The following is a 15,476-nucleotide window of genomic DNA, read 5'->3' as shown; positions in this document are numbered from 1 at the left end:
CGACCATTACTTCGCTGAAGGGTACTTTAATTCCTTGTACGATTTTGCAAAAACTGCCCCGTCATATCCCGCGTAGCTCTCCGGAATTTCGCTCAGCGCGACCGCAGCGCCTCCCTGCTCGAACGACAGCTTGGCTGCGATCGCGGCCAGCTCCACTTCCACCAGCTGTTCGATGGCGATGTCGGCCGGAGCGGAACCCGCCAAATAAGGCAGAACCGTTTCTAATAAAGACTGGTACAGATTGCCGTTGTTCACCTTGATGTAATCCACCCGTTTCTGGGTGACGACATTCGCATAAAACGGCAAGTAACCCGAAGTTTTGCCTACGCTGACGACTCCCCGGCGGCCGTCTTCCCACATCAGCTCGTATTGGCGCTGGCTTTCAGCCGAACCGCCGATATACCGGACCTGGCGCACGCCCGGTCCCATGAGCCCGTGCAGCATCGAATACGCATGGATGCCGTAGTTGAATTCGTCGACGGCACAGCCGGCGAGCGCGTATACCCACTCTTCCCTAGGGACGCCTTGCTCGCGCCACTCCCGCACCTCATTGCAGCTCCGCAGCGAAGAGCCGCCGGTGATGCGTGCGCCGCCCTTAACCCACTGGACGATCTGGTTCAGGTCGCGTACGTTGCCGGCGATCGGCTTATCGAGGAATACCGCTTTGCCGGCTTCCACGAACGGCCGCGCGCGTTCGATGTGAATATCCCAGTCGCAGCTGTGAATCAGCGCTATGTCCACCCGGTCGACCATATCGGCTACCGATTCGCACACTGTGGCAATCCCGTGATCCTGAGCGAACTTGGCCGCATACCCTTCCGGGTTGATGATGCCTCCGTCATATACGGCCGCAACTTCGTGTCCGAGCTTGCGCAAAATCGGGACAAAGCTGCCCGGATGGGACGTATCCAGATCGACGAGTCCGATTTTCAGTACAGTCATTGCTCTGCTCCTCCTTGAAATAACGCTTCATAATGCGCCCCGATATCGAGCGCTCCGCCCGCCGTCTCGTAGAAGTCCGGACCGAGCCGGTACATGCCTCTCTGCGCCTCGATCCAACCGGCCCCCGCACGCGGATGCCAGCTTAACATCCGTTCCCAGTCGCGGTAATTTTGGTGACCGTTCGTCTCGATGACGCCGACCTTCAGCTCAGGCAGCGGAGCGAGCCGGGCCGCCAAGTTTTTGTTCCAATCGGCCAGGAACGGGTTCGCGGTCAAATCCGCGCAAAAGCACGGCACGTTGCGCTCCCGCGCCAGCTTCGCCACCTTGAGGCTCATGCTCATCGTTTTGGCGACCGGCTTCAAAGCCAGCGCGCCGTATCCGAGTCCGATCCGCTCCAGCGCGTCGTGCTCGTCATGAACGCTTTCGTCCGCCGCCAGCCGGACCGGAAGATCGGAGACGTCTTCCTTGTTCTCCTCCGCGAACGGCTCTTCGAAGAGAACGATCTGCTCCAGCGCACCGATTCGCGAAGCGTGATCAAGCAGCCTCTTCAGCCGCTCTTTGCCGTCGTACCGGCCGTTGGCGTCCAAATAATAAGCAATTTTGCCATTGCGGGTATACTCGGTTCCGTAGGCCGAGGCCAACTCATGAATCGCCGTCAGCCTGTTGCAGTCCCACTCGAGCATCTTATCCTGGCAGCCGTCCTGATCCGGATCGGCCCCAACCTTGATTTTGAGCAGAAAGTATCCTTCGTCCAGCACCTGCTTAATCCCGCTATCCGACATCCCGTAGGGGATGAGCGGTATGCTTGCGAGATTGTCCTGCGGCTCGGCGAGGGCAGAGCGGTATTCTTCCGGCACCAGTTCCCCGAAACGGCTGCACTTCCCTCTGCTGTACAACCCCCAGGCGGCCTGATCGACCGTAACCAGCGCGTTCAAGGCGAATGTGCTTCTCAGATCGCTCAATCCGATCGAGCTTCTCCCGTATTCGTACACGTCCGGGAGCAATTGGTCCAGCAGTTCGAACGGAGTGTCGTAGGACACCCCGGCCAGCTTGGAGAGAGCGTGGCGGGTCATGTCCGCCATCATCTGATTCCCCGCCGCTTCCCCGTACTGGACGAATACCCGGGCATCCGACCAGAGCACGCTTTGGACGCCCGCGCCAATCCCCGCTTCGCCGTTGTCGCCCTCAAGCCGTGTTACCGACTGCCACAGCTCCGACAAATACGCTCCTTTAAAACCGAACGGTGACAGCAGCGGCTCTTTCTGAACCGCATACTTCGTCTGAACGATTTTCATGCCGGCAGCACCTTCCCGCCATCCTTCGAAATCGCCCGCTCGACAACCTCCTTGATCGGCTCCGGCTTGCCGCTGCTCAGCGACTCGAACGCCTGAAGGATCATCAGCGTGGCGTACAAGCCGTCCACATGGTCGATCGTCGCCGGCGTCCCGTCCTGCAAACAGCGGAGAAACGCTTTGTTCTCCTCCATAAATCCGGACTCCGTCCCCTGGAACACCTGCGTTTCCTTGCCGGCTTCCGTATACGTAAGCGTAGTCAGGCGATCGCTGATCGTAATCGATTTGCCTTCGGCGAACAGCTGCATGAAAAACTTGCTCGTCAGCGGCGGGCAGGCGCTGTCCCCCTGCACCAGACAACCGGCAGCGCCGTTGTCGAAGCGGAAGACAGCCGTCATGTTATCGACAACGCCGCTCTTCTGATAATAGTTCGCTCCAGCGGCATACACCTCAACCGGCTCGCCGCCCGCGACGAAGCGCAGGATATCGGCGGAGTGGCAGCCTTGGCTGAGCACGTTGCCGCCGCCCTTCACCGGATCATTCGCCCAGATCCCGTCTCCCCAGCGGTTGTCCATCATTTGCATTGTCACCATGACCGGCTGCGGGATCAGCTCTTTCGCTTTCCAGAGCAGCTCGTAATATCTCATCTTAAACGCCGTAAACAGCGTCTTGCCGCTGCGCGTCACCGCTTCGCCGATCCGCAGGCAATCTTCCATCGTCATCGCCAGCGGCTTCTCTACAAGCACGTGCTTGCCGGCATTCAGCGCACGGATGCAGTATTCGGCATGGGTATCGTGCTGGGTCGTAACGTAGACGGCGTCCAGCTCCGGATCGTTAAAAAATGTCTCCGTGTCGCTCGTAGCGAATTTGCCCCCGAATTGCTCCAGCATCGCCTTGGCGCTTTCCTCATAGACGTCGCAGTACCCCGTCAGCTCCATTCCTTCCAGTTCCGCAATGCATTTGGCATGAGTTTTCCCAAGATTTCCGCAGCCGATGATACCGACTTTAACCGTTTTCATCCGTTTTTTCTCCCCTCGATTGCCGATTCACCCGCGACATACCTCAAACTGATGTACATCTCATTCGGAACCGACTGTATTTTGTTAAAACTGATGTACAACTTGATGTATATTTTTCGCTTTTATCATAACTACGAGCTTTGAATGTGTCAATTGTTATTTTCGAGTGCCAAATTGCCTTCATTTCTACCCCATATACATCAGTCTGCTGTACTTTTTGTTTTACTTCCGGTATGATGGACTTGAAATTGTCTACGGAAAGGTTTTGAGCTGATGAACGATTCCGACAAGCCAAGCCGCAAAACGTTCGGCACCCGTCTGAAATCCATGATCGACAGCCTGCGTTCGGAGATAGGAAGAGGCGCGTACGGCCCCGGAGACTACCTCCCTTCGGAAAAAGCGTTGACCGAGAAGTACGGGTTAAGCAACAAATCGGTCCGCAAAGGGCTTGACATCCTTGTGGAGGAAGGCCTTATCGTCAAGCTCGACCGGATCGGGAGCAAAGTCACGGAGAAGGTCCCTGCCGGCGCCGCCACACTGACCCTCGGCTATCACAGTTCCATTGAACGGGATATCGGACTGGCCGCTTTGCTGGACGATTTCCGCTCGCTCCACCCGTCTGTCAGCGTCAAGACGTTGCCTATCAAGTCCAGCCCCGACTATATGGACACGTTGAAGGAATATGTCGATAACGGAATGTTCGATGTATTTACGATCAATAATCTCGATTTTCAAAATATGATCGACCGGAACTGGCTCCAGGAGCAACTGCTGGAACAGCTGCCCGCCGACGAGTTGTTGTATCCGTTTGCACAGGAAGCGTTCACTTATAACGGAGAACTTTACGTGCGTCCCATCATTTTTTCGCCGATCATCCTTGCTTACAACCGGGCTCATTTCCGGGAATCGCAAGTGTCCGAACCGGACGGCGGCTGGACGTGGGCGGAAGCGGTCCGGCGCGCGGCGGAGCTGACCGTGCCCGGAGTTCGCCACGGGCTTTACTTTTATTTGCTGTCAGACAACCGATGGCCGGCCTTTTTGCTGCAAAGCGGCATGAAGTTCGGGCAAGGGGAAAACGGCGAAGCTTCGGACAACCTGGAAGGAACGGCGATGCTGGAATGCATTCGTTTGTGCAAAACGATTATCTCCGACCGCTCGATTTTCCCGAGTTATCTGTCCGAGAACAGCGACGACGTCAATGAGCTGTTTCAGCAAGGAAAAGTATCGATGATCATGACGAACTATATGACGATTAACGAGTTCAAAAATACGAATCTCGACTACGATATCTCGCCGCTGCCCTACTCGTACGAGCAGCGCTCGCTCGTCAACGTCATCGGCGTTGCCGTATCCAAGCATTCCAGACATGTCGAAGCGGCTCGACAGCTCGCCGATTATTTCGCCTCGCCGCGGGCCCAGCGTCTCATCCGGGCCGGGACGCTCAGCTTGCCCGTGAGGAAAGAGGCGGCCGAAGCTCCGCTGCAATCCGGCGAAGGGATGAACCGGCCCTCGCGTTATTTTCTGTTCCGCGAGATTATGGCGTCATACCGGCTCCACAGCGGACTGAATTTGTCTTACACCGCCTTTACCGCCCTGCGCCAGCTGCTCAAAAAGTATTGGTCCGGGCTGATCGGCGAAGACGAGCTGTGCCGCCGCATTCGCGAAGAGGTTACCGGACCGCGATAAAAGACTGGCCGCGGTTCTTACTGCGTTTTTTCCGTTAATCCGGCATTGCTCCGGATTGGGGAGAGGCCACGGTGGTCTTGCAGGCAACTTTCTTATTGCGGGGTTAATACGCTGTCTTACCAACAGCGTGTTAGGCTGCTTGGCGGATTGGGCGGTACGACGCCAAAAGGAGCTGCCCCATCATTTTTTGGTGTTCCGCCCGGCCAGCAATGTACAACAAAAAGACGCTTCCGTCTCCACCTCTACAGGGGTTCGGGAAGCGTCTTTTGCACATAACTGCGGGACCGGCTAATGCGCTGACGCCCTTTTTGGAGCAGTCCCGCAGCTAACTCTGAGATATGATTAATCGGAATAACGGAAATTAGTTCGTCTGGCGGTACAGCAAATTCGACATATTGTAGTTCGATTCGAATTGCACACTTGCGCAAAGCTTGTTCTGGCGAACGGTGAAGTCGAAATTGATCTCTCCGTGCGTCCAGCTTGTTTTGTACTTCAGTGCCTCCATCGACATTTTCTGCAGCGAACGCTGCTGAATATCGGACAGACCGGACGATTGCGGTTCAACCTTTCCGTCCGCTCCTTCGAAAGGCAGATGACGAATCCCAAATTTTCCGATAATGTTATTGCGAATTTGTACGAAAATGGTCCCGGAGCATAGTTGGGAAAGCTCTGGCTGCAGTTCTTTAAACACCATGTCCAGCTGCCGGGACAGTGACAGCTGATTCGAAATCATAAATTCCCTCCTTTCTTTCAATAATATGACATTTGGTGTAATTTATGTGGGTCTTACGTCTCATTATAATCACCTTCTTCTCCTTTTTCAACAACAATTTACAAAATAAACCACGAAATTTAGTAAATTGGTCCTAACGATGCGGAATTTATAACAAAATCTTATAACAAACGATCGGAACCTGATATAAGAAATGAGCTAGTTGAAGACATAGCAATTCGATCGTTGTCCTTCCCGGGTCAGGTCAGTCCTCTCTATATGCCTTTCTTCGCGCCTCCCTTCCGTCTCTCCTGCCCGTTTGAAGTTAAGAGCGGTTTGGGAGGCTGTCGATTCAATGTGGACAACCAAGTGGAAAGGGAAAAGATTACCTTCTGGCGAGTTTTGTCTGGAATCCCCTACCTTACCATCCTTATTCAATCAAGGGATTCCGGACAACCTGTTTGAGCAGAAGAAGGTAACTTTTCACTTGGAACGGCCTGCTGACACTTCTACACATTGAATCGACAGCCTCGTTTGGGCCCCTTATTAGAGCACTTCCGTCTTGAAGCTGGAGATGAAGAGCGGTCTGTACCTCTTATTCCTGCCGGTTCGGTGGAATATCGTGGCTTGAGGGATATTAGAAGCTGCAAACCGCTCCTATTTCCGCAGCAGATCGGATTTTCAAACAAATAAGGGGTAACAAATCGCTCTTACCCATAAAGGTACCTACCGGCGCGATCATTGCCCATCCTCTCTCCTTTCCGAAAGAAGTAATCGCGGTAGCTTCGCCACCACAAAGATGCGGAGAAGAACCGGGATATTCGGATGAAACGCGCAAAAAACCCGTTCCAGCAAAGGACGGGTCTTCCTGTGTGTATAATATGTTCCGGGCTTAGCGGCCGAACGGGGTGTGGGCTTCCTTGTGCATCTCCAGCACTTTGGAGATCGGGATGCCGGTCTTCTCGTGCACTTCCAGGACGGTGCTTCGCGGATTCGATTTCAAATAGTCGCGCATCGTAAAATAGTATTCGTTATGTTGAAGCTGGCAAGCCTCGCAATACGTCCGCTGGTGCCGGATATAAAGCTTCCCGCAGCTTTTGCAGTTGTCGAGCGGCATTCGCGTCTCCCTCATTTCCCCGCGTGGTACGTATAACTTTCGCAGCATTTCGCTAAAATTCGGGGGTCCTTATGATTATTATAGTACGCTCCGCTCCGCCGGGTAGAGTACTTTTACCCATTCGAAATAAGACAATAGACCGATAAACACCCGTCATGCTATAATCAGAGTCATCCGTACTAATATATGGGAAATGGGGTCGAATCATCGTGAACGTTTTCCACAATTTATCATTCAAAAGGAAGCTGCAGCTCGGCTGCTATACGATCGTCGCGGTTTTCTCGCTTCTGACACTCGTGTTCGCCTCGATGTCGGACGTTTCGCTGGTCAGTTCGCTGCTGATCCTGCTCGTATTGATCGGCGCCAGCATTCCTTTCATCAGCTTTCTTGAGAGAGCGCTTACAGGACCGATCGAAAGCATCTCCCGGGTAGCCCTCAACATCGCCAAGGGCGACTTTTCCATGAAAGTTCAAGTCGATTCCAATGACGCGCTCGGCGAGCTCGGCAAAACCTTCAACCAGATGATCGACAAGCTGCGGGGCATCCTCAACGAAACGACGACCATCACCCGTTCCGTAGTCGATACGAGCCGCGAAGGAAGCGATAAGAACAGGCAACTGAAGGATGTTATGACCCAGGTGACGCAATCGGCCAACGAACTCGCGTCCGGCTCCAGCAAAATTTCCGAGGAGATTACGTACATCTCTTCCGCAATCAAAGATATCGAAGCTAAAGTAACCGTTTACACCGGCTCGACCAAAGAAATGAACGACAAGTCCGAAGCGATGATTCGCCTAGTGGAGCAAGGCCAGCGGGCAGTCGTCAGCCAGGGCGAAGGAATGAAGCGCAACGTCGAGGCGACGGCAACCGTATCCGAGACGATGGACCGTCTCGCCGAGCAGGCGAAAGGCATCTCCCGGATTACCAAAACGATCTCGGAAATCGCCGAACAGACGAACCTTCTCTCGCTGAACGCTTCGATCGAAGCGGCCAGAGCCGGCGAGCACGGCAAAGGTTTTGCCGTCGTTGCCCAGGAAGTGCGCCAGCTCGCGGAGGAAGCGACCTCCTCGACGAAGGAGGTGTTCGGACTCGTCCGCAGCATCGACGACGGCATCGAGCTCGCTCTCCGCCAGATGGCCGACAACCAGGAGATCGTGCAGATGCAGACGACCTTGATCCATGAGACGGAAGCCATATTTGCGCAAATCGTAGTCAGCATTGAATACATAGCCGAGACGATCGCCCAGTTCGCCCGGGAAAGCGACCGGATGCTCGAAAGCGCCAGCCTCGTGTCGGCTACGATGGAGAACATCGCGGCAATCACCGAGCAATCCGCAGCAGGCACGGAACAAGTATCCGCCTCGATGAATGACCAGATCTCGGTCGTCGACGCGCTGGTCACCCAATCCGAACGATTGATGCAGACGGCCGGACAACTCCAGCGCACGATTCAAATATTCAAAATTTAAATGTCGACCGAAGTGAAGGGGCTGTCTGCAAATCTTGCAAATTTTCGAACCCCACTTAGAACCGAGCGCGGGAGACTTCTGCCACTTATAAAGCTTCTACTTACCGGAAGTTTTATTTCCGTTATCTGATGAACGATGCAGGAATACGCCGCATAGCGGAACATTTAGTTCCGTTATTTTCAGCAAAACCGTCTATTTCACCCCAGAAAACCAAAATAACGGAAACGATCCTTCCGCTATAGCATGAGAATGACGTACTTTGCGGAAATAACGGAAGTCACACTTCCGCTACTCGATGGCGACCGTTGAGTATGCCCAATTTGTGATCAAAAACGCTATTCAAGTATCGCAATCTAAAAACACAGGGCGGTCCGTCTGCGTTCTCACGGCTCCGCCCTGCTGGTTTTGTCCGACTTCTGTTTGTTTGCCCCTGCCTTGTTCTGCCTTGTTCTGCCTTGTTCTGCCTTGTTCTGCCTTGTTCTGCCTTGTTCTGCCTTGTTCTGCCTTGTTCTACTCTCTTCCGCTCCACTCCAGTCGTACCGCTCTGCCTCATCCTTCGCTTCGTACGACAAAGGCCGCTCCCAGCTACTCCGTCATGCGCAGGAACTGTTCTACATCGGCGACCGCCAAATCAACCGCGCTTTGCCAGAAGTCCGGCTGCGTCAGATCGACGCCCAGATGTTTGGAGGCAAGCTCCTCCACAGTCATGCTGCCGGTATCGCGAAGCAGCGCAATATATTTATCCTCGAACGCCGCACCCTCGCGCTGAGCGGCTGCATACAGCCCGGAGCTGAACAAGTAGCCGAACGTATAAGGGAAATTGTAGAACGGGACGCTCGTTATGTAGAAGTGAAGCTTCGACGCCCAGAAGTGCGGGTGGTATTCCCCTAACGCATCCTTGTAGGCACGGCGCTGCGCGCTTTCCATCATCTCGTTCAGCTTCTCGACGCTGACCAGCCCTTTTTGACGTTCCTCATAAAACTCCGTCTCGAATAAAAAGCGGGCGTGGATATTCATAAAAAACGCCACCGAGCGCTGAATCTTATCTTCCAGCAAAGCGAGCCGCTCCTCGTCACTCGAAGCCTGCTTGACAGCGGCGTCGGATACGATCATTTCGGCAAATGTGGATGCCGTCTCCGCCACGTTCATCGCATACTCCTGGGCAAGCGCCGGCATGTCGTTCATCACGTGCTGGTGGTACGCGTGTCCGAGCTCGTGAGCGAGCGTCGACATGTTGGAAGCGTTGTTCGCATACGTCATGAAGATCCGGGTCTGACCCTTGATCGGAAATGCGGTACAAAATCCGCCCGGACGTTTCCCCGGCCGGTCTTCCGCTTCAATCCACCGTTCCTCGAACGCTTGCACGGCAAAATCGGCCATCTTTGGGCTGAATTTGCGGAACTGCTCGATGATCAGATTCGCCGCCTGTTCGAACGTAATCTCATTGGCCGCTTCGCCGACAGGTGCGTCTACATCGTGCCAGGACAACGTTTCCAGGCCGAGCAGCTTCGCCTTGCGGTTCAAATAGCCGACGAACACGGATTTGTTCCGGTCGATCACGTCCCACATGACCTGCAGCGTCCTCCCGGACATCCGGTTAATATCCAGCGGTTCTTTCAGAATCGAATCCCATCCCCGGTGCTTGTAAGTCTGGATGCGGAAGCCGGCAAGCCGGTTCAGCGCGTCTGCCGAGAAATCGGCCGATTCGCCCCACGCGTTCTCCCACAGCGAGAACATCCGGGTGCGAACTCCGCGGTCGCCGCTGCTTAGCTTGTTGGCCGCCTGACCGGCGGACAAATAAACGGTCTTTCCCTTTTCCTCGAACGGGATTTTGAGATGACTGACGACCGTGTTGTACGCCTCTCCCCATCCATGGTACCCATCCACAGCCAAGTCCGCGATCAGCGACTCCTGCTCGGGCGGCAGCTTCTCCTTGGCGCTCTGGCGGCGTTCGTCCAGCGGGAACGCGATCCCAGCGAACGTTTCAGATTGCAGCAGCCGGGCCCAGCTCTCGTCCGGAACGCGCTGAAGCAGCTCGTCGAACCGGGTCAGCACCGAAGTATATGCAGCGCCGATCGAGGTGATGCGTCCGTTCAACTGCACCGCTTTTTTGTCGGACTGGTTCTCCGCGGCGAGACAGCTGACGAACGAATCGGCTTCGCGGAGCATAAGCGTTACTTGCTGCAACTGCTCGACCAGAGCCGCCAGCGTGTCCGCATCAGGGGCTTCTTCACGGCCCGATACGGCAAGTACCTTCGTACGGAACTCCTCTACATTCCGCTCCATACGCTCAAGGAACGACGCGAATTCGGGAGAGCCGCTTCCTCCCGGAAAAAAGACATCCAAGTCCCATACCAAGCTGTACGGTTGTGCCATCGCGATCTCACCTTTCTTCATCGGATATGACAACATTAAACCATATTTCCTTGAAATAATGAAACGCAAAACTAGTCGAGAACTGCCCCGATCTGATGTATAATGGGTACAGCACAGCAAAAAAAAGCCAAAAGACCTCTGGAGGAATGACCTTTGAGACCGTTGCAAATATCGCCCGATACCGCCGTTAAGCTTGCGAAAGCTTTGAACGTGCCGCTAGAGAGGCTTATGCATATGCCCCAGCACATCTTAATCCAAAAGCTCGCGGAGCTGTCGCGCAGTGAAACCGGCAGCCCGGACGAATCTGCGTCCAAGACATCCGATAAAGACCAATGATTCCATTTGAGAATACGCTGCCTTACGAAACGATTCAGCAGGACGTTTACTTGATCGAATGCCCGTACTGCGGCGAGCGCAACGTGCTTCTCCCGCTTAAGGCGGAGCATCTGGAGACGATACGCGAAGGACGCAAGCGGCTGATCGTCTTTCCCTGCTGCCGGGAGCAGATAACCGCCGTAAACGCCGATCGCGATTACTTGCTGGCCAGCCGTCCGATCCGGCGGCGCTAATTGCCGACCTGAAGGCGATCGGGCGGTTATCGTTTTTCCGTACATGTATGCAGCCCATCAGGAGCGATTAGCATGAACGAATACCTCATACCGGTAACGAACTCCTGTACCTTGATTGCTTTAAGCTACGTCGCGCTGAAGATGCGTACCCGCGTATTGGGCGGCATGAACGAAATGATTCTCGTTCCCCTGTTCACCGGGTGTTCCTCGATCCTCATGATGCTGCTTCCGATCCCGACCGATCTGATCATCCAGGATCTCCGGTATATTCCGATCATGATGGCAGGCTTGCGGTTAGGCTTGCCGCTTGCGCTGCTTTCCGTCATTCCCCCGGCGATCTTCACGTTGTATTTAAACGAGCCGTACGTGCTGTACGAGCTTCTGCACGGACTGCTGTTCCCGGCGCTCATCAGCTCCTTCCTGCACCAGAAGGAGTACCGGGCGGGTTTCGAGCGAATCCGGCTATCCGTCGCGGTCAAATTAGCGGCGCTGCTGTTTGCCGTCAAAGCGGTCGGAGGTTATTTGGTCCTGGCCGGGCTCCGCCCCGATTATTTATGGATGAACGGGTACATGTTCGCAGTTACGCTGGCTTGCCTGATCGTACTGATCGCCATGCACAACGAGGAGAACAAAAGCTGGCTCATCCAAAGGCAGCTCGAGCTCGAAGCGAACCAGGACCGGTTGACCGGCTTGCCGAACTTGCGAAGCTTTCTGGAGATCGCCGACCGGACGCTGCGCAAAAGACGACTCGGCATTTTGATGATCGACATCGATAATTTCAAAAACTTCAACGATTCGCTCGGACATTTGCAAGGAGACAAGCTGCTCCGCGAAGCCGGACAACTGCTGAGGGCGGCGATTGGGGAGAAAGATTACATCGCCCGGTACGGCGGGGAAGAATTCATCGTCATGTGCGATTCGATCGACAGAGGCTTGCTCAGTTACTTGGCGCACAAGCTGTGTCACACGACAGCCGAGTATCCATTCGTCGGCCGGGAGGTGCAGCCCGGCAAAGCGATCTCTATCTCGATCGGAATCGCCGTAGCGGACCGCGCGGGCGACGACCTGTACCAACTGATCGCCGAAGCTGACCAAGCTTTGTACGAATCCAAAAAAAAGGGAAAAAACCGCTACTCGTTATACGAAGGACGCGAGGCTACCGTCCGCTACTAATAAACCCTGTCCGGAAAAGAACGGAACCGGCAGGGTATTTTGCATGCTGCCGTCCAGATATTGACTTTCCAAGAAACAGGAAAACCTCCCGCCACTAGATCGGCAAAGGAGGTTTCTTTGTACACATTCAGACATTCCGCCCGACGGCTACCCGGTAAAAGTGCGGCCGCTTTAACTGCTGCCCTGCTTCATTTCCTCCGGCAGCTCCATCTGGGCCGCCAGCATATCTTCCCGCGTCTGCACCCATTGCTCCCGGGAAGCGCGGATCATAGCCGCATCCATAATACTTTTATCGTTGATCACTCGCCCGAACCATAAGACGGCCTTATGATAGTTGCCGAGCCTCCGGTTGAGTTCCCCGATCAGATACATCAGGCGCGCGTTATTGACATCCGTGCCTTCGACCTCGTACACCCTCACATACGCATCCAGAGCAAACTGCAAAAAGCGGCTTTCCTGCTCCTTATTCCCCTTATAGCGATACATCCACGCAATATGATGAAGCAGGCCGGCGATAACCCGGTCCTTCTCTCCTTTGATCTGCGCGCATAAGAGTGCCAGCTTGTAGGATTGCAACGCTTCGTTCCAGCCGCGTTCGCCGGTCAGATCCAGCGCGTTCCAGCTGCGTCCGAGCTTCTCGTAATAGTCGCTTTTGTGCTTCGCGGTCATACTCTCCGAGAAACTTTCCGAAAAAGAAAATCCGCAGTATGGGCATACGCGGACGACATAATAATCCGGATTGACCGCCTTGTAGTGAATGCAGAAGTCGCTATCGGTTACGGTCGCCTTCTTGAAACTGGGACGCACTCTCGACGTATTGAACGGCTGCTCGCAGCACATGCACGTTACATTTATGGAAAACAGGGGCTCCAGTTCCGACACTGAACCGACATCCTTTCTCGGCCGATACCGACACGATTGTTACACAGCTTATGAATTGACGAAATGGTAGGCCGGCGCCTTCAGTCGTTCGAGAACGAATTCCTGCAGCTCCGGCTCGAGGCCGACCTCGGCAAGCGCCTGCTTCATGCAGCCCAGCCACGCGTCGGCCCGCTCGGGCGTAATGGCGAAGTGCATATGTCTGGCTCTCATCATCGGATGACCATACTCATCGGAAAACAATTGGGGGCCGCCAAAAAACTGCGTCAAAAACATATATTGCTTCTCCATGACCGGTGTGATGTCTTCCGGAAAAAGCGGTCCTATATCGGGATGAGCTTGTACTTTCGGATAAAACGCTTCGACCAGCCGACGGACCGTATCCGCTCCGCCGATCGCTTCGTATAAGGATTTTCTCCCACTATTCTGCGGATTCATATGCGTCACCTGTCCTATCTATATTCTCTAAATTATACACCAAGCAAACAAAATGGCGCCAACTTATTTTTAAGCGGCGCCATACGTTTTAACCGGCTTAAGGCCGGATCGTTAATTGTCAATGTCTTCCTCGGCCGAGCTCATGAGCGTCTCCTTGATGACAAAAACGAAGGCGCATACAATTAATCCGGTGACAACACTCATCATATCGCATCACTCCGTCTTTTCTTTTTTTTAGTTTACCATATCCGGTCCGAAATATCAGCCCTTTCCTAAAAAAATGAATCCGTTTTCAACTCGATTTGTCCCTGCATGTCCGCAAGGTTCGAAACATAAGTATGTAGAAGCGCGGCGGAAGACGACGGGAAAGGCATGCTGCTTCTTGCCTTCTCGTCCCCGGCCGCCTTTTACCTAAATTCAGCGAATGGCAAGGGATGTGTGCGGTTATGGTGTCGGCTCGAGTCTGGAAGACGGCGGGAATGGCGGCTTGTTTAGGTACGGTAGCGTTTCTGATGACCTTGTTTCCGGGGCCGTCGCTGACTGCCGCGCTTCGCGGGTTGTCGATCTGGTGGGATATTTTGTTTCCGGCTCTGCTGCCGTTTTTCGTTATTGCGGAGCTGATGCTCGGCTTCGGACTCGTGCATTTTTTCGGAGCTCTGCTCGATCCAATGATGCGTCCTCTGTTCCGTGTGCCGGGAATCGGCGGCTTCGTTATGGCGATGGGGTTCGCTTCGGGTTATCCGGTCGGGGCTAAATTGACGGCCCAGCTGTGGGAGCAGCGGTTCGTTAACCGGGACGAGGGGGAGAGGCTCGTCGCCTTTACGACGACTTCCGATCCGATCTTTCTGATCGGAGCCGTATCGGTCGGTTTTTTCCATGATGTCGGACTAGCGGTTATCCTCGCGGTCGCCCATTACGGATCAGGCATCGTGCTCGGCCTGCTGATGCGGTTTCACGGCGGCAAAACGCAGACGGCCGCCGTTGAAATCGGGTCCGGCCGCTTTTTGTTATGGCGCGCCATGCAGGCGATGCATCAGGCACGGCTGCGCGATGGGCGCTCCTTCGGCGAGATGCTGCGGGATGCGCTGCAATCGTCGCTGAAGCTGATTCTCGTCGTAGGCGGGCTCGTCGTATTTTTTTGCGTCGTTCTGGAAGTGTTAACGAAGTCGCATATTATGAACGGCTTGTACCTCGGAATCGATGCCGTTCTGCAGCTTGTTGCCTTCCCTCCGGAGCTGTCCCAGGCGATCGTAAACGGCTTGTTCGAAGTAACGCTGGGCGCCAAATCCGCCGCCGGCGCCGGAGTTCATCTTACGATTATGAGCAAAGTGGCGATTGCCGCTTTTATCTTGTCCTGGAGCGGACTGTCCGTGCACGCTCAAGTCGTCAGTCTGCTGAGCCGGACCGACCTGCGCTACGGCCCGTTTGTTATCGCCCGGCTGTTACACGGCCTGATGGCGGCCGCGCTCATATTCGTCCTGTGGAGACCGCTGTCCTCGGCCGGCTCCGCCTTTGCAGCGGCCGTTCCGGCATTCTCGCCCGCTGACGGGTTTTACCCGGCTTTACCTTTTCTGTATTCCATATCGGGCTTGCTGTTTGCAGGGTGCATGGGTGTCATCGGGATTTTGTTCCTCCTCTACCGTTGTTTTCGTCCGCTCATTCGCGGAAGACATTAGATCCGCCGTGCGCCTTCTGTTTCCGGCATTGTTTTGTATGCCGATATTGATTATGATGAAGAAGACATGCTTACGTGCCGGCTTTGCCTTCGGCAAAGCTCTGTAGTTGCTTACGATGCCAGCTTTGC

At 54.6% G+C, this 15,476-nt stretch carries 14 protein-coding genes; 6 read left to right on the top strand and 8 right to left on the bottom strand.

What is annotated here, in order from left to right:
* Positions 1 to 6: 6 nt before the first annotated feature.
* The 3 genes from PV433_RS09440 to PV433_RS09430 are packed head-to-tail and all read right to left on the bottom strand — an operon-like array spanning position 7 to position 3,253.
* Complete coding sequence (locus PV433_RS09440; protein ID WP_332071901.1) at positions 7 to 942, bottom strand: Gfo/Idh/MocA family oxidoreductase; 936 nt, start codon at positions 940 to 942, stop codon at positions 7 to 9.
* The gene (locus PV433_RS09435; protein ID WP_332071900.1) at positions 939 to 2,237 is read right to left on the bottom strand and encodes an enolase C-terminal domain-like protein; all 1,299 of its coding nucleotides are present in this window, start codon (positions 2,235 to 2,237) and stop codon (positions 939 to 941) included. The genes PV433_RS09440 and PV433_RS09435 overlap by 4 nt, the downstream gene beginning before the upstream one ends.
* Entirely contained in the window at positions 2,234 to 3,253 is a 1,020-nt protein-coding gene (locus tag PV433_RS09430) for a Gfo/Idh/MocA family protein (protein WP_332071899.1), read from the bottom strand. The genes PV433_RS09435 and PV433_RS09430 overlap by 4 nt, the downstream gene beginning before the upstream one ends.
* Positions 3,254 to 3,526: 273 nt before the next feature.
* On the opposite strand from PV433_RS09430, the gene PV433_RS09425 reads away from it, so the two are divergent.
* Positions 3,527 to 4,939, top strand: a complete 1,413-nt coding sequence (locus PV433_RS09425; RefSeq protein WP_332071898.1) for an extracellular solute-binding protein — start codon at positions 3,527 to 3,529, stop codon at positions 4,937 to 4,939.
* 361 nt (positions 4,940 to 5,300) lie between these two features.
* On the opposite strand, the gene PV433_RS09420 is transcribed toward PV433_RS09425, so the two are convergent.
* Both PV433_RS09420 and PV433_RS09415 read right to left on the bottom strand, forming a co-directional pair.
* Positions 5,301 to 5,672 (bottom strand): O-methyltransferase, encoded by a 372-nt coding sequence (locus PV433_RS09420; protein WP_332071897.1) that lies wholly within the window; start codon positions 5,670 to 5,672, stop codon positions 5,301 to 5,303.
* A gap of 871 nt (positions 5,673 to 6,543) precedes the next feature.
* Positions 6,544 to 6,768, bottom strand: coding sequence for a hypothetical protein (locus PV433_RS09415; RefSeq protein WP_332071896.1), 225 nt, complete (start codon positions 6,766 to 6,768; stop codon positions 6,544 to 6,546).
* 209 nt (positions 6,769 to 6,977) lie between these two features.
* Here PV433_RS09415 and PV433_RS09410 point away from each other — a divergent pair, with 209 nt between their 5' ends.
* Positions 6,978 to 8,237 carry a methyl-accepting chemotaxis protein gene (locus PV433_RS09410; protein WP_332071895.1) on the top strand — a complete coding sequence of 420 codons (1,260 nt, stop codon included), beginning with the start codon at positions 6,978 to 6,980 and terminating at the stop codon, positions 8,235 to 8,237.
* Between the two features lie 585 nt (positions 8,238 to 8,822).
* On the opposite strand, the gene PV433_RS09405 is transcribed toward PV433_RS09410, so the two are convergent.
* Entirely contained in the window at positions 8,823 to 10,613 is a 1,791-nt protein-coding gene (locus tag PV433_RS09405; protein WP_332071894.1) for a M3 family oligoendopeptidase, read from the bottom strand.
* A gap of 153 nt (positions 10,614 to 10,766) precedes the next feature.
* Here PV433_RS09405 and PV433_RS09400 point away from each other — a divergent pair, with 153 nt between their 5' ends.
* From PV433_RS09400 to PV433_RS09390, 3 genes are all read left to right on the top strand, one after another.
* Entirely contained in the window at positions 10,767 to 10,949 is a 183-nt protein-coding gene (locus PV433_RS09400) for a YycC family protein (RefSeq protein WP_332071893.1), read from the top strand.
* Positions 10,946 to 11,182 (top strand): hypothetical protein, encoded by a 237-nt coding sequence (locus PV433_RS09395; RefSeq protein WP_332071892.1) that lies wholly within the window; start codon positions 10,946 to 10,948, stop codon positions 11,180 to 11,182. The genes PV433_RS09400 and PV433_RS09395 overlap by 4 nt, the downstream gene beginning before the upstream one ends.
* Positions 11,183 to 11,254: 72 nt before the next feature.
* Positions 11,255 to 12,355, top strand: coding sequence for a GGDEF domain-containing protein (locus tag PV433_RS09390; protein ID WP_332071891.1), 1,101 nt, complete (start codon positions 11,255 to 11,257; stop codon positions 12,353 to 12,355).
* 171 nt (positions 12,356 to 12,526) lie between these two features.
* Here the strand turns inward: PV433_RS09390 and PV433_RS09385 are convergent, their stop codons facing one another.
* Both PV433_RS09385 and PV433_RS09380 read right to left on the bottom strand, forming a co-directional pair.
* Positions 12,527 to 13,195 (bottom strand): DUF2225 domain-containing protein, encoded by a 669-nt coding sequence (locus tag PV433_RS09385; RefSeq protein ID WP_442951496.1) that lies wholly within the window; start codon positions 13,193 to 13,195, stop codon positions 12,527 to 12,529.
* Between the two features lie 90 nt (positions 13,196 to 13,285).
* On the bottom strand, positions 13,286 to 13,672 hold the full coding sequence (locus PV433_RS09380) for a globin domain-containing protein (protein WP_332071889.1): 387 nt from the start codon (positions 13,670 to 13,672) through the stop codon (positions 13,286 to 13,288).
* Between the two features lie 446 nt (positions 13,673 to 14,118).
* Here PV433_RS09380 and ylbJ point away from each other — a divergent pair, with 446 nt between their 5' ends.
* Positions 14,119 to 15,348 (top strand): sporulation integral membrane protein YlbJ, encoded by a 1,230-nt coding sequence (gene ylbJ, locus PV433_RS09375; RefSeq protein ID WP_442951494.1) that lies wholly within the window; start codon positions 14,119 to 14,121, stop codon positions 15,346 to 15,348.
* The last annotated feature ends 128 nt before the right edge of the window (positions 15,349 to 15,476 follow it).

The sequence above is a fragment of the Paenibacillus sp. GYB004 genome (genome assembly GCF_036577605.1).
In the GTDB taxonomy this organism is placed as follows: Bacteria; Bacillota; Bacilli; order Paenibacillales; family NBRC-103111; genus Paenibacillus_AB; species Paenibacillus_AB oceani.
The sequence above is the reverse complement of the archived record's forward strand: the minus strand, read 5'-3'. Positions and strand labels throughout refer to the sequence as shown.